General features: G+C 64.5%; 12 protein-coding genes. 7 read left to right on the top strand and 5 right to left on the bottom strand.

All coding sequences use genetic code 11. From position 1 onward, the window contains the following. Positions 1-26: 26 nt before the first annotated feature. Positions 27-968 carry an N-acetyl-gamma-glutamyl-phosphate reductase gene (argC, locus tag AACG97_RS16700; protein ID WP_009685592.1) on the bottom strand — a complete coding sequence of 314 codons (942 nt, stop codon included), beginning with the start codon at positions 966-968 and terminating at the stop codon, positions 27-29. Positions 969-1,159: 191 nt separating this feature from the next. On the opposite strand from argC, the gene AACG97_RS16695 reads away from it, so the two are divergent. After that, on the top strand, positions 1,160-2,041 hold the full coding sequence (locus AACG97_RS16695) for a LysR family transcriptional regulator (protein WP_009685591.1): 882 nt from the start codon (positions 1,160-1,162) through the stop codon (positions 2,039-2,041). 15 nt (positions 2,042-2,056) lie between these two features. Here the strand turns inward: AACG97_RS16695 and AACG97_RS16690 are convergent, their stop codons facing one another. Together AACG97_RS16690 and AACG97_RS16685 are read right to left on the bottom strand one after the other, a co-directional pair. Continuing rightward, positions 2,057-2,599 carry a WYL domain-containing protein gene (locus AACG97_RS16690; protein WP_009685590.1) on the bottom strand — a complete coding sequence of 181 codons (543 nt, stop codon included), beginning with the start codon at positions 2,597-2,599 and terminating at the stop codon, positions 2,057-2,059. A 160-nt stretch (positions 2,600-2,759) separates the two neighbouring features. Next, entirely contained in the window at positions 2,760-3,668 is a 909-nt protein-coding gene (locus AACG97_RS16685; RefSeq protein ID WP_009685589.1) for a LysR family transcriptional regulator, read from the bottom strand. Positions 3,669-3,840: 172 nt separating this feature from the next. Between AACG97_RS16685 and AACG97_RS16680 the strand changes: the two genes are divergently transcribed. The 3 genes from AACG97_RS16680 to AACG97_RS16670 are packed head-to-tail and all read left to right on the top strand — an operon-like array spanning position 3,841 to position 7,439. Further along, complete coding sequence (locus AACG97_RS16680; RefSeq protein ID WP_009685588.1) at positions 3,841-5,145, top strand: MFS transporter; 1,305 nt, start codon at positions 3,841-3,843, stop codon at positions 5,143-5,145. A 30-nt stretch (positions 5,146-5,175) separates the two neighbouring features. Further along, the gene (locus AACG97_RS16675; RefSeq protein ID WP_115294239.1) at positions 5,176-6,417 is read left to right on the top strand and encodes a Zn-dependent hydrolase; all 1,242 of its coding nucleotides are present in this window, start codon (positions 5,176-5,178) and stop codon (positions 6,415-6,417) included. Next, positions 6,417-7,439, top strand: coding sequence for a histone deacetylase family protein (locus AACG97_RS16670; RefSeq protein ID WP_047150259.1), 1,023 nt, complete (start codon positions 6,417-6,419; stop codon positions 7,437-7,439). Before AACG97_RS16675 ends, AACG97_RS16670 begins: the two co-directional genes overlap by 1 nt. Before the next feature lie 440 nt (positions 7,440-7,879). On the opposite strand, the gene AACG97_RS16665 is transcribed toward AACG97_RS16670, so the two are convergent. Continuing rightward, complete coding sequence (locus AACG97_RS16665; protein ID WP_054881119.1) at positions 7,880-9,304, bottom strand: aminotransferase-like domain-containing protein; 1,425 nt, start codon at positions 9,302-9,304, stop codon at positions 7,880-7,882. Between the two features lie 325 nt (positions 9,305-9,629). Between AACG97_RS16665 and AACG97_RS16660 the strand changes: the two genes are divergently transcribed. Further along, a complete protein-coding gene (locus tag AACG97_RS16660) occupies positions 9,630-11,042 on the top strand; it encodes an amino acid permease (RefSeq protein WP_225786252.1) in 1,413 nt (470 codons plus the stop codon). Positions 11,043-11,045: 3 nt separating this feature from the next. Here AACG97_RS16660 and AACG97_RS16655 read toward each other — a convergent pair whose 3' ends face one another. Continuing rightward, positions 11,046-11,225, bottom strand: a complete 180-nt coding sequence (locus AACG97_RS16655) for a hypothetical protein (protein WP_009685580.1) — start codon at positions 11,223-11,225, stop codon at positions 11,046-11,048. Between the two features lie 111 nt (positions 11,226-11,336). On the opposite strand from AACG97_RS16655, the gene tam reads away from it, so the two are divergent. Both tam and AACG97_RS16645 read left to right on the top strand, forming a co-directional pair. Continuing rightward, entirely contained in the window at positions 11,337-12,113 is a 777-nt protein-coding gene (tam, locus tag AACG97_RS16650; RefSeq protein ID WP_115294240.1) for a trans-aconitate 2-methyltransferase, read from the top strand. Positions 12,114-12,266: 153 nt separating this feature from the next. Continuing rightward, positions 12,267-12,977, top strand: a complete 711-nt coding sequence (locus tag AACG97_RS16645) for a YebC/PmpR family DNA-binding transcriptional regulator (protein WP_009685578.1) — start codon at positions 12,267-12,269, stop codon at positions 12,975-12,977. The last annotated feature ends 98 nt before the right edge of the window (positions 12,978-13,075 follow it).

The raw sequence follows: 13,075 nt of genomic DNA, 5'->3' as shown, positions 1-13,075 counted from the left end.
TGTACAGTCTAACCGGTTTTGACCCATCAGCCGCGTGCCTGTAGTGCGCCGAGCATCAAGTCCAGGTTTTGCACCGCCGCGCCCGACGCGCCTTTGCCCAGGTTGTCGAAGATGGCGGTGAGCAGCACCTGGCCGTGTTCAGGGTTGGCGTACAGCGCCAGGCGCAGGTCGTTGCTGTCGTTCAGGGCTTCAGGGTCGAGGTTGGCCGCGCCACCTTGTTGGTGCAGGGGCATTACCTGAACATGGCGGGCTCCCTGGTAATGCTGTTCCAGGCAGGCTTGCAGCTGATCGGCGCTGACCTGCCCGGGCAGCAGGCGCAACTGCAGCGGGATGCTCAGCACGATGCCCTGGCGGTAGGCGCCGTAGCCAGGCATGAACAGGGGCCGTGCCGAGAGCCCGGCGTGCTGCTGGATCTCGGGCACATGCTTGTGCGCCAGGTCCAGGCCGTACAGCTGCAAGGCCGGAGCTTTGTCGGCAGCGGGCTGTTCATGCCGTTCTACCGCCGCGCGGCCGCCGCCGGAGTAGCCGGAAATGGCGTGGATGTTCAGCGGGTAATCGGCAGGCAGCAGGCCGGCCTTGACCAGCGGGCGCAGCAACGCGATGGCGCCCGTGGGGTAGCAGCCGGGGTTGCTGACGCGCTTGCTTTGGGCAATGCGTTCGGCTTGGTGCGGGTCCAGTTCGGGCAGGCCATACACCCAGCCTGGGCTGGTGCGGTGTGCCGAGCTGGCGTCGATCACCCGCACCTGCGGGTTGTGGATGGCGGCCACCGCTTCGCGCGCGGCGGCATCGGGCAGGCACAGCAGGGCGATGTCGGCGCTGTTGATCGCCTCGCCACGCCGTTGAGGGTCTTTGCGTTCGGCTTCGGGCAGGGTCAGCAGGCGCAAGTCGCTGCGGCCTTGCAGGCGAGCGTGGATCTGCAGGCCGGTGGTGCCTTGGTCGCCGTCGATGAAGACAACAGGGGTATGCATGGTCGGGGTCCGGGTTGGGGAGGGGATGGCCTATGTTCGCGGGTGGCGTTTATAAAGAAAATTTGAATATCATGACCACCGCATTCAGATTCTCTGAACGATGTGCTGGCCTTTTGGCGGTGAACCTGCCCCTGAAAGCTGCCTTGGCATTCAGCCGTCAGTCTTTGTTTTGTGAGGAAGCCGCAGCGACCATGCGCGAAATCAGCCTCGACCGCCTGCGTACGCTGGTGGTCATCAGCGACCTGGGTTCATTTGCCGAGGCGGCTCGCCAGCTCAACCTGGCGCCGCCCACCATCAGCCTGCACGTGGCCGAGCTGGAGGCGCGCGTCGGCGCCCCGTTACTCAACCGTACCCGCGGCCAGGTACGGCCCACGGCCATCGGTGAAACGCTGCTGGCCCGCGCCCGCCGCTTGCTGGCCGACGCGGACCTGGCGTTGGACGAAGTTCGCCGCCAGGTGCAGGGCCTTAGCGGCCGGGTACGCCTGGGGGCCTCGACCGGGGCCATCGCCCACCTGCTGCCACAGGCGTTGGCCGCCTTGCGGGTGGAGCATCCGGGGATCGATGTGCAAGTGCAGGTGCTCACTTCGCAAGCGTCGCTGGCGCGTTTGCGCGAGGGCACGCTGGATGTCGCGCTGGTGGCGTTGCCGCAGGTGGCGGTCAAGGGGCTGGCCGTAACACCCTGGCGGCGCGACCCGATCCTGGCCTACGTGCCGGCCGACTGGCAGCCCCCGGCCAAGATCGCGCCGGCGTGGCTGGCGCAACGGGCGCTGATCCTGAATGACAGCACTACCCAGCTGTCGCGGGTGACAAACGAGTGGTTTGCGGCGGCGGGGTTGCACCCGGAGCCGCGTATCGAGCTGAACTACAACGATGCCATCAAGAAGCTGGTCGGTGCCGGGTATGGCGCGACGTTGCTGCCGCAGGAGGGGGAGGCCGCTGAGCTTGATCAGCGCATTGCCCACCGGCCGCTGCGGCCCGGGCTGTGGCGGCAGTTGGGTATCGCCTGCCGGGAAGGGCAGGTGGAGCGCGCTACCGCGTTCGTGCTGCAGGCGCTGGAGCGGCTGCGCCAGTAGCGCCCGCCAACGGTTTCAACCAACCGTTTCGTGCAGGGCCAGGCTCTGGCGCAATTGCGCCAGCATGGCCAGGCGCAGCGCTTTGGGGGCCTGCACGCGGATAGCGCCGGCCTGGGACAGTAGCCAGCTCATCAGCGCCCGGTTGTCGTCTACCGTGGCCACCAGCACAGCGCCACCGTCGGCTTGCGCGGTCAGTTGCATGTCGGCCGACAGCGGCGCCTGCTCCAGGCGCCGGGCAAGGGCGTCATCGACCCAGGCGCGCAGCTCCACCTGGGCCGCCGGGCATAGCGCGTCGGGTTGCAACTGGTGCGCTTGCTCCAGGCTCAGGCCCGGTTGCCAGTACCAGCCATAGGGCATGCCCTTACTGTTGCATTGCAGCGGGAACAGGGCGGCCAGTTCGACCAGGTCGCGCTCTACGGTACGCTTGCTGGTGGTGTGGCCCACGCCGCTCAGGGCACGTTGCAACTGGGTGGAGCTCACGCCCGGGTGGCGCCCTGGCAGCAGCTTGAGCAATTGCCACTGGCGGGCAATGGTATGGCGGGTAGGGTGGCTGGGCAAAGGGTTCGTCCTTGAAGGCAGGCATCGCGCCGGCCTGGGTGATGGCATTTAGCTATGTATCAGCATACCCTTTCCCCTGATCGGATCCAAGTTGCACTACAAGGCGGCCAAGGCCACCGGCGCGATGCGCGCTTGGCAGCGCCGGTAGTGGCGCTGCAGGTCAGTCAAGGCGCTGTTGCAGCCCCTCGATGAACACCTGTTCGGCCCGGCTGAAGCGCTGCTCCCGGTTCCACAACAGGTGAATGTCCACATCGGCAATGCCCTCCTGCGGGTGCAGCTTCCACAGCAGCCCAGCTGCAACATCCGGCGCTACCACGTGCTCGGGCAGGCAGCCGATGCCAAACCCGGCAATTACCAGGCGGCGCACTTCCTCAAGGCTGGGTGACGAGGCCACGATGCGCCCGGCAAAGCCCTGCTGGTCGCGGAAAATGGTCAGTGGCGACAACATGCCGCCAATCTGGTCACTGGTGAAGCTGACGAAGTTCTCCCGCTGCAAGTCGCCCTCGGCCTGGCCGAACAGTGCATGGTGCTTGCCACAGAAAAACGCGTAACGCTGGCGCAGGAACAGCCGTTGCTCCAGCCTGGGCTGGGCGCGCCGGTTCAAGCTCAAGCCTGCGCTGGCAGTTTTCTCTTGCAAAGCTGCGACGATGTCGGAGCTGCGCATCACGTCGATTTCCAGGTCCACCCGTGGGTGCTGGCGATGGAAGTCGGCCAGGAAGTCGTCGAAGCGGTCGCTGACGATGCGGCTGATCATCAGCAAGCGCACCTTGCCCACCAGTTCGTCGGTGGGCTGCGCCAGCAGGCTGCCGATCTGCGACATCTGCCCGTACACCTCGCCGGCCAGCTGGAACAGCTGTTCGCCCATTTCGGTCAGCACGAAACGCGGCCCACGGCGGGCGATGAGTTGGCGGCCAAGCTGTTCTTCCAGGCGCTTCAAGGCCTGGCTGACTGCCGGCTGGGTGAGATGCAGGCGGGCAGCGGCGCGGCTGATGGACAGTTCCTGGCCAATGACGCGGAAGGTACGCAGGAGGTTCCAGTCGAGGCGGTCGTTGAGCAGGCGGTCAGACATGGCAAGGCTCTATGATAAGCAGGGTTAATAGTTGGAATAATAAATAGAAAATTGACTAATCATAGCCCTGGCCCGATAAATCACAGGCATCGAGGCCCGCAAGCCAAGCGCCGCCAGAGCGCGACCGTGAATTCCCGTCACTCCTGCCAGAACAACAAGCAAAGGAGCCCCCATGAAGCCCGCCACTTGCGCCCAGCCACGCCGTGCCGCTGCCGCCGCTTTCATCGGTACCATGATCGAATGGTACGACTTTTACATCTATGCCACCGCCGCGGCCCTGGTGTTCGGTGCCTTGTTCTTCCCCTCCGATGACAGCCTGTTCAGCACCATGGCAGCGTTTGGTACCTTCGCCGTGGGCTTCTTCGCCCGGCCGCTGGGCGGAATCGTCTTCGGCCATGTGGGCGACCGTATCGGCCGCAAAAAATCGCTGGTCATCACCTTGCTGATGATGGGCATCGTCACGGTGTGCATCGGCCTGTTGCCGACCTATGCGCAAATCGGCGCCAGCGCGCCGGTGCTGCTGGTGCTGCTGCGCATCGTCCAGGGCATTGCGGTGGGCGGCGAGTGGGGCGGGGCCGTGCTGATGGCCGGCGAGCATGCCCCTAAAGGGCGGCGCAACTTCTTCGCCTCGTTCGCCCAACTCGGCAGCCCGGCGGGCCTGATTCTGTCACTGCTGGCTTTTGGCGCGGTCACCCGCCTTCCGGAAGAAGACCTGATGAGCTGGGGTTGGCGCGTGCCGTTCCTGGCCAGCGCCTTGCTGCTGTTGGTCGGCCTGGCCATTCGCCTGGGGGTGAACGAGTCGCCCGAGTTCATCGCCAGCCGCGAGCAGGCAGAAACAGCCCGGCGCAAGGAGCAGGCCCCGGTCTTCGAGGTGCTGCGCAGCGCCTGGCGCCCGCTGTTGCTGTGCATCGGTGCCAACACCCTGGGCATTGCCGGGGTCTACTTCACCAATACCTTCATGATCAGCTACACCACACAGCAGTTGCACCTGGAGCGCTCGCTGATCCTGGAGTGCCTGTTCTTCGTGGCGATCATCCAGTTTTGCGTACAGCCCTTGGCTGCCTGGCTGTCGGAAAAGCTCGGCGCCACTCGCTTCCTGGCCTTGGTGGCCGTGCTGGCCATGGCCTCGCCTTACCCCATGTTCACCCTGGTCAGCTCGGGCCAAGGCCCGTTGATCGTGCTCGGCATCGCCTTGGCCGCTGCCTGCATGGCCTCGTTCTACGCGGTCATCGCAGGCTACGTCAGCGGCATGTTCGACACCCGTGTGCGCTATACCGCCATTTCCCTGGCCTACCAGGTGTGTGGCGCCATCGCCGGGGGCCTGACCCCGTTGATCGGCACCTGGCTGGCCCACCATTTCACAGGGCAGTGGTGGCCGATGGCAGTGTTCTACACGCTGATCGCCACCCTTTCGCTGGTCTGCGTGCTTGCCCTGGCGCGCCAGTACGCGCGCAGCCAGCAGCTTGAGCTGGCCTGAGCGAACCGATTCATTCTGGAGTACCTGCACATGTTGAAAAGCAATGGCGAACGCCTGTGGGCGAGCTTGATGGCCATGGCCGAAATCGGCGCCACCGCACGCGGTGGCAGCTGCCGCCTGGCCCTCAGCGACGAAGACAAGGCTGGCCGTGAGCTGTTCAGCCACTGGTGCCGCGAAGCGGGCCTGACGCTGAGCGTGGATGCCATCGGCAACCTGTTCGCGCGCCGCCCTGGCACCGACCCCGATGCCGCCCCGGTGATGATCGGCAGCCACCTGGATACCCAGCCGGAGGGCGGCCGTTTCGACGGTGTCTACGGCGTGCTGGCGGGGCTGGAGGTGGTGCGCCGCCTCGACGAGTTGGGCATCAGCACCCGCAAGCCGCTGGAGCTCGCGGTGTGGACCAACGAGGAAGGCGCCCGGTTTACCCCGGCGATGTTCGGTTCGGCCGTGTTCACCGGCACCCTGGCGCTGGAGCAAGCCTTGGCCATACGCGATGCGCAAGGCATCAGCGTCGCCGACGCGTTGCAGCGTACCGGTTACGCTGGCCAGCGGCCGCTGGGCGGGCCGGTGGATGCCTATTTTGAAGCGCATATCGAGCAAGGCCCGATCCTTGAAGATAACGCCAAGGCCATTGGTGTGGTCAGCGGCGGTCAGGCTATTCGTTGGCTGGATGTGACCGTCGAAGGCATGGCCGCGCACGCCGGCACCACGCCGATGCCGTTGCGCAAGGACGCCTTGTACGGTGCGGCGCAGATGATTCAGGCGCTCGAGCGGCTGGCGGCAGACTATGCCCCCGAGGCGCTGACCACTGTCGGCGAGCTGACCATCGCCAAGTCGTCACGCAACACCATTCCCGGTGTATTGCAATTCACGGTGGACCTGCGCCACCACCGCGATGAAACCATCGAGGCCATGGAACGCGACCTGACCCTGGCGCTGCAGGCCATCGCCCGCCAGCGCGGTTTGCAGGTGCGCATCGAGCGGCACTGGGTCAGCCCGGCCACGCCGTTTGACGTGGACTGTGTGGCCGCTGTTCAGCAAGCGGTGGATGCCCTGGGTTATGCGCAGCAGTCGATCGTCAGTGGCGCTGGGCACGATGCCATCCTGTTGGCCCGCTATTGCCCGACGGCGATGGTGTTCATTCCCTGCATCGGCGGCCTCAGCCACAACGAAGCCGAGGATGTGCTGCCCGACGATGCCCGCCAGGGTGCCGATGTATTGCTCAATGCCGTGCTGGCCCGCGCCGGCCGTGTCGAACCAGGAGAAGCCTGATGCGTTGCTACTTCCACCCTGAACAATTGCTGCATCACCCGCGCAGCTACTACTCGCGTGGCGCCATGCGCACCCCCCAGGAAGTGCCCGAGCGCGCCCAGCGCCTGTTGCAGGCTGCCAAGGACCTTGGCTTCGACATCCGCCAGCCAGAGGATGCTGGCCTGCAGCCGCTGGCGGCGGTGCATGGCGAGGCCTACCTGGCCTTCCTCGAAGAAGCCCATGCGCGCTGGAAGGAAGTGCCCGAGGACTGGGGCGACGAGGTCATGTCCAATATCTTCGTGCGTGAGCCCAACGCCTTGCGTGGCATTCTCGCCCAGGCCGCGCGCTACCTGGCCGATGGCAGTTGTCCGGTAGGCGAGCGTACCTGGCATTCGGCCTACTGGTCCGCGCAGAGCGCGGTCGCTGGCGCCAAGGCCATTGCCGAGGGTGAGCCCGCGGCTTACGCGCTGTGCCGGCCTCCGGGGCACCATGCGCGGTTCGATGCGGCGGGTGGCTTCTGTTACATCAACAACGCTGCCGTCGCTGCCCAGGCCTTGCGCGGCCGCTACAGCCGGGTGGCGGTGCTCGACACCGACATGCACCACGGGCAAGGCATCCAGGAAATCTTCTACGACCGGCGCGATGTGCTGTATGTGTCGGTGCACGGCGACCCGACCAACTTCTACCCAGGCGTGGCCGGGTTCGAGGACGAGCGCGGCCGTGGTGAGGGGGAGGGGTACAACCTGAACCTGCCGATGCCCCACGGCGCCAGCGAAGCGGACTTCCTGAGCCGGCTGGACACGGCACTGGCTGCGGTGAAGGATTTTGGTGCGCAAGTGTTGGTGTTGTCGCTGGGCTTCGACATTTATGAGCTGGACCCCCAGAGCAAGGTGGCGGTGACGACCGAGGGCTTTGCCGTGTTGGGCGAGCGTATCCGCGCATTGCGCTTGCCATGCCTGATCGTTCAGGAGGGCGGGTACCATCTGCAGAGCCTGGAGGCGAATGCTCGGGCGTTTTTTGCTGACAAAGCGGATTGGCGGTGAGTGCTACCAGGCTGTTTATTTCGGGGATGAACCCCACAGGGATCGCATCAGGGCTGACAGGTGGTTGCCATAAGATATGCAGCGCCTGTTAGATCGAGCGCCGCCCGCGCGGCGCATCGCGAGCTGCGCTCGCTCCTACGTTTGTTTCGGGCCAGTGAGGTCTGGGAGAGGCGCGCGCGACCGCCATGTTTGTACGGCGCGATATTGAGGCATGCGCCAAATGGTTCGCGCGCAAACCCCACAGGCATAATTGGCCCGAAACAAACGTAGAGGCGCGCGCGACCGCCATGTTTGTACGGCGCGATATTGAGGCATGCGCCAAATGGTTCGCGCGCAAACCCCACAGGAATAATTGGCCCGAAACAAACGTAGGAGCGAGCGCAGCTCGCGATGCGCCGCGCGGGCGGCGCTCGATCTCAAGTTCACACGACCGGTATGGCTTAAAGCCCAGCCCGACGCACATGCTTGACCAACACTTTCTCCAGCAACTCCCACATCGCCGGGTCGGTGCTGAACGCCACGTTGAAGCGCATCCAGCCGGTGGCTTTGGCATCGACCATGAACAACTGCCCAGGCCCGAGCATGATGCCTTTCTCCAGCGCGTCGTCCAGCAATGCCGCGCTGTCCGGGAGCGCCGGATGGCGGGTCCAGATGTACATGCCTTCGTCGGATTCGATGAACAATTCGAAGCCCAATCGATGCAGATGCCGGCCAACTTCCTGATGCGCCTCCGCCAGGCGCTGGCGCAGACGCTTGAGGTGCTTGCGCCAGCGGCCGTCGATGACCGCGGCATAGACCACACGCTCCATCACCTGCGATGTGGTCAGGCCCGAACGCATTTTCAGCTGCAGCAGCTTCTGCATCAGCTCGGGGTTGGCCAGCATGTAGCCGACGCGCACATTGGGCGAAATGCTCTTTGAGTAGCTGCCTACGTACACCACCTGCTGCAGGTGGTCGAGGCTGGCCAGGCAGGGCTGCGGCTCGGCGACCATGTCGGCGTACAGGTTGTTCTCGACCAGGCGGAAGCCGTGCTGGCTGGCCAGCTGCAACAGCCGGTGCAGCTGCGGCAGCGGGGTGCGCGAGCAGGTCGGGCTGTGCAAATGCGGCTGGGTGAAGAACGCCGTCGGGCGGTGATGGGCGAGCAACTGCTCCAACTGGTTCAGGTCGTAGCCCGCCGGGGTACGCGGGACGCCGACCAGCGTCGCGCCCTGGGTACGCAAGATGCTCATCAGGTTCGGGTAGCCCGGGTCGTCCACCAGTACCACGTCCCCCGGCCGGACCAGCGTGCGTGCGGCCAGGTCCAGCGCCTGGCTGGCGCCGTGGGTCAGCATCAGCTGTGCCGGGTTGGCCACTATCGACAATTCCTGCTGCAGGTTCTGCGCGGTCAGTGCACGCAGCTCCGGCAGGCCCATGGGGTCGCCATACCCCGACAGTTCCAGCGGGCTGCCAGCCACCTGGCGCAGGCCACGGCGCAGGCCCTCTTCGTACATCCAGTCGTTGGGCAGCCAGCCACATCCGGGTTTGTAGGGCAACTGACGGATCTCGAAGATCTGTTGCAGGTACCACTCGGAGTTGAACGTTGGTCGACTGGTGTCGGCCTCGGCGTTGTGCTGATCCAGCAGCTCGGCTGCCGCGCGGTTGACGAAAAAACCTGCATTGCCCCGGCTCACCAGCAAGCCCTGGGCCACCAGGCGATCGTATGCCTCGACCACGGTGAAGGTACTCACCGAGTAGCTCGCGGCAAAGGCGCGAATCGAGGGCACCTTGGCGCCAGGCTTGAGGGTCTGGTTATCGATCAGCTCGCGCAGCGCGTCGATGATCTGGTTCACCAACGGGGTCGAGGAGTCTGGATGTAGTTCGAGCATTCGGGGCCTTCAGGGTGCGTATCGCCAGGCAATTGCAGGGTGTACTGCATAGGCGACCTGTACAGTGCAGTGCGAGTTTGATGCCACTGTGCATGGCTCTCTGCGTCGGACATTTTTACATTAGGTGTCAGATATCGCCACCAATAGCATGTTCAGTTCGCGCCAGGCGCCAGCCCTGGGGCGCGTCAGCAGGCCGCCATGGAAGGCCTGCGTGTGTTCGCGCACACCATCCTGCCCGCATTAGCACTGATGTACAGGTGAAACCGCCAGCCATCGGGGTTTCACGGTTTTCCTTGGATAAAAAGAAGCACGGGGTACACAACTGATGGACGCAACATCCACTACCACCACCGCGAAAAGCGGGCACGAGAGCAAGCTCAGTGCCTCGCTGAAGTCGCGCCACCTGACGATGATGTCGATCGCCGGGGTTATTGGCGGCGCCTTGTTCGTCGGTTCCGGCAGCGTGATCCACAGCGCCGGCCCAGCCGCTGTCCTGGCCTATCTGGCAGGCGGCATCCTGGTGGTGCTGATCATGCGCATGCTGGGTGAAATGGCGACTTCCTCGCCTGATACCGGCTCGTTCTCCACTTACGCAGACCGCGCCATCGGCCGCTGGGCCGGCTTCACCATTGGCTGGCTGTACTGGTGGTACTGGGTCATTCTCATGGCCTGGGAAGCTTACGTAGCCGGCAAGATCCTGCATGGGTTCTTCCCGGATGTGAGCGTCAACGTGTTCGTGCTGGCCACGACCCTGTTGCTGATCACCGTCAACTTCTTCAACGTCAAGCACTACGGTGAGTTCGAGTTCTGGTTCGCCCTGATCAAGGTGATCGCGATCGTCTGCTTCCTGATCGTGTGTACCGCTGCGGTAACCAATGTCTGGCAATTCGGTGAAGTGCGTGGCATCAGCCACCTCACCGCCGAAGGGTTCATGCCCAACGGCATTACCACGGTCATCGGCGCCTTGCTGGGGGTGATGTTCGCCTTCCTCGGCGCAGAAATCGTCACCATTGCCGCTTCTGAAGCCAAAGACCCGGCCGCTCAGATCGTCAAGGCGACCAACTCGGTGGTGTGGCGGGTGTGCCTGTTCTACGTCAGTTCGATCTTCCTGATCGTCTGCCTGGTACCGTGGAACGACCCGCACCTGGGGGTTTCCGGCTATGGCGCCTACCGCCGTACCCTGGAGCTGCTGGGCGTGCCGTACGCCGAACTGCTGATGAACTTCGTGGTACTGACCTCGGTCAGCAGCTGCCTGATCTCGGGCCACTACACCGCTTCGCGCATGCTGTTCTCGCTGGCCCAGCGGGGCGATGCACCGTCGTTCTTCAAGATCACCCGCGCCGGCACCGGTGTACCGGTGTACGCGATCATGGGTTCGTGCGCGGTGGCCGTGGTCTGCGCGCTGATCAACTTCAGCGAGACCCTGCGCCCCAAAGACGTGCTGGAAACCCTGATGAACACCACTGGCATGATTGCCCTGCTGGTGTACCTGGTGATCGCTTTCTCGCAGCTGCGCATGCGCCGCAAGCTGATCGCCGAGGGCAAGGAAGTGCGCCTGAAGATGTGGCTGTTCCCTTGGCTGACCTACCTGGTCATCGCCTTCATCGTGGCGGCACTGGTCACCATGGCCTTCATGCCTGACTACCAGATCCTGGTGATCTCCACCGGTGTGGCGGCGGCCATCGTGGTGGCCATGGGTGTGGTGCACCAGATCCGCTCTGGCAGCAAGCAGCACTAAGCGTCACTCGCGCTTGGAAACGGCCGGCTCCCGTGGGGACCCGGCCGTTTCGCGTTGTTGGGCCTGGGTTTTTTCGGCGGGCATGTGAAAGCCCTGGTTCATCCACGGTGAGCCGAGCAGGGCGGCGGCCGCGATCAGGGCCAGGATGGCAATGGCGATATAGGTTTTCAGATGGCTGCGCATACAGCAGATGACCCTGCACCCAGCCAGACAGTTCATTGCGTGTGCCGCAACGAACGCGCCGGCCGCCACATGGCGTATGCTCCACCTATCACCCGCCTGGAGGAGCTGCACATGGCCTGGTCCGCCACCCAGTATTCGCTGTTCGAAGACGAACGTACCCGCGCCGTGCGCGACCTGCTGGCCGCCGTGCCGTCACGCCCGGTACGCCACGCCACCGACCTGGGTTGCGGCCCTGGCAACTCCACCGAGGTACTGCTGCAACGTTACCCCGATGCCCAGGTAATGGCGCTGGACAGCGACCCGGACATGATCGCCAAGGCCCGGGAACGCAAACGCCTGTGCATCCCCCGGGTGCGCACGGTGGTTGCCGACATCAGCGGCTGGTCGGCCCCGGAGCCGCAGGACCTGATCCTTGCCAATGCCTCGCTGCAGTGGGTGCCCGAGCATGCCAAGCTGTACCCGCACCTGGTGCGCCAGTTGAGCGAAGGCGCCAGCCTGGCGGTGCAGACCCCGGACAACCTCGATGAGCCGGCCCACCGGCAATTGCGCGAGATTGCCAGCCAGGGCCCGTGGGCCGCGAAGTTCGCCGACCTGCAACTGCCGCCCCGGCACGGGGCGGCCTTTTACTACGACCTGCTTAGCCCGCTGTGCGCGCGGGTCGATGTGTGGCGTACCACCTATCACCACCCGCTGGTGGGCGGCGCCGAGGCGGTGGTGGAGTGGTTCAAAGGTTCGGCTTTGCGCCCTTACCTGGCCAGGCTCGATGAGCGGGCGCAGGATGATTTCCTGCAGATGTACCTGCAGGCCATGCAGCGCGACTATCCGCCGGCCACCGATGGCAAGGTGCTTTTGCCGTTCCCGAGGCTGTTCGTGATCGCTACCCGCTAGGGGCAGTTCAGTGCCAGGCGGCTGCCAGGGCGGCAGGCAAGCGGATCGAGGCTGATGAGATTTCTTGTCGAACCCATGCGCGAGGGCGTATAAACTGCACCCACTTTTGGCCGGTCGCTTCCTGAACCGGCCGCTGAAACAAAGAGAGTCGACATGGGCGCACAGTGGAAAGCCAAGCATAGAGAAACAGCTGCCAATGCCAAGGGCAAGATCATGGGCAAGCTGGCCAAGGAAATTCAGATTGCGGCCAAATCTGGCGCCGACCCGGACATGAACCCGCGCCTGCGTCTGGCCATCGTCCAGGCCAAGAAAGCCTCGATGACCCGTGAAACCCTGGAACGCGCCATCAAGAAAGGCGCTGGCCTGGACGGCGAGGCCGTGCAGTACCATGCCGTCAGCTACGAAGGGTTTGCCCCGCACCAGGTGCCGCTGATCGTCGAGTGCCTCACCGACAACGTCAACCGCACCGTTGCGCAGATCCGCGTGCTTTTCCGCAAGGGCCAGCTGGGCGCAAGCGGTTCGGTGACCTGGGACTTCAACCATGTCGGCCTGATCGAAGCCACCCCCGAAGGCGATGCCGACCCGGAAATGGCCGCGATCGAAGCCGGTGCCCAGGACTTCGAAGAAGGTGAAGAAGAGGGCTCGACCCTGTTCATTACCGACACTACCGACCTGGACGCGGTGCAGAAGGCCCTGCCCGAGCATGGCTTCACCGTGACCTCGGCGAAAATCGGCTATACCCCGAAAAACCCGGTGAGCGCGGCCAGCCTGAGCGCCGAAGCGCTGGCTGAGGTTGAAGCGTTCCTCGAAGCGATCGACGAGAACGATGATGTGCAGAATGTTTATGTTGGTCTGACCGACTGATCTGTGCAATTGGGGCCGCTTTGCGGCCCATCGCGTCGCAAGACCGCTTCTGTAGGCGCGGCCTTGTATCGCGAAACGAGGGCGAAGCCCTCGCAGCG

Origin of the sequence: Pseudomonas sp. Nvir, assembly GCF_963778085.1 — a bacterium.
Taxonomy (GTDB): Bacteria; Pseudomonadota; Gammaproteobacteria; order Pseudomonadales; family Pseudomonadaceae; genus Aquipseudomonas; species Aquipseudomonas juntendi.
The sequence above is the reverse complement of the archived record's forward strand: the minus strand, read 5'-3'. Positions and strand labels throughout refer to the sequence as shown.

Bases quoted from the DNA above. Each gene is read 5' to 3' on its own strand.
- argC (WP_009685592.1), bottom strand. From the start codon at position 968: ATGCATACCCCTGTTGTCTTCATCGACGGCGACCAAGGCACCACCGGC.
- AACG97_RS16695 (WP_009685591.1), top strand. From the start codon at position 1,160: ATGCGCGAAATCAGCCTCGACCGCCTGCGTACGCTGGTGGTCATCAGC.
- AACG97_RS16685 (WP_009685589.1), bottom strand. From the start codon at position 3,668: ATGTCTGACCGCCTGCTCAACGACCGCCTCGACTGGAACCTCCTGCGT.
- AACG97_RS16680 (WP_009685588.1), top strand. From the start codon at position 3,841: ATGAAGCCCGCCACTTGCGCCCAGCCACGCCGTGCCGCTGCCGCCGCT.
- AACG97_RS16675 (WP_115294239.1), top strand. From the start codon at position 5,176: ATGTTGAAAAGCAATGGCGAACGCCTGTGGGCGAGCTTGATGGCCATG.
- AACG97_RS16670 (WP_047150259.1), top strand. From the start codon at position 6,417: ATGCGTTGCTACTTCCACCCTGAACAATTGCTGCATCACCCGCGCAGC.
- AACG97_RS16665 (WP_054881119.1), bottom strand. From the start codon at position 9,304: ATGCTCGAACTACATCCAGACTCCTCGACCCCGTTGGTGAACCAGATC.
- AACG97_RS16660 (WP_225786252.1), top strand. From the start codon at position 9,630: ATGGACGCAACATCCACTACCACCACCGCGAAAAGCGGGCACGAGAGC.
- AACG97_RS16655 (WP_009685580.1), bottom strand. From the start codon at position 11,225: ATGCGCAGCCATCTGAAAACCTATATCGCCATTGCCATCCTGGCCCTG.
- tam (WP_115294240.1), top strand. From the start codon at position 11,337: ATGGCCTGGTCCGCCACCCAGTATTCGCTGTTCGAAGACGAACGTACC.
- AACG97_RS16645 (WP_009685578.1), top strand. From the start codon at position 12,267: ATGGGCGCACAGTGGAAAGCCAAGCATAGAGAAACAGCTGCCAATGCC.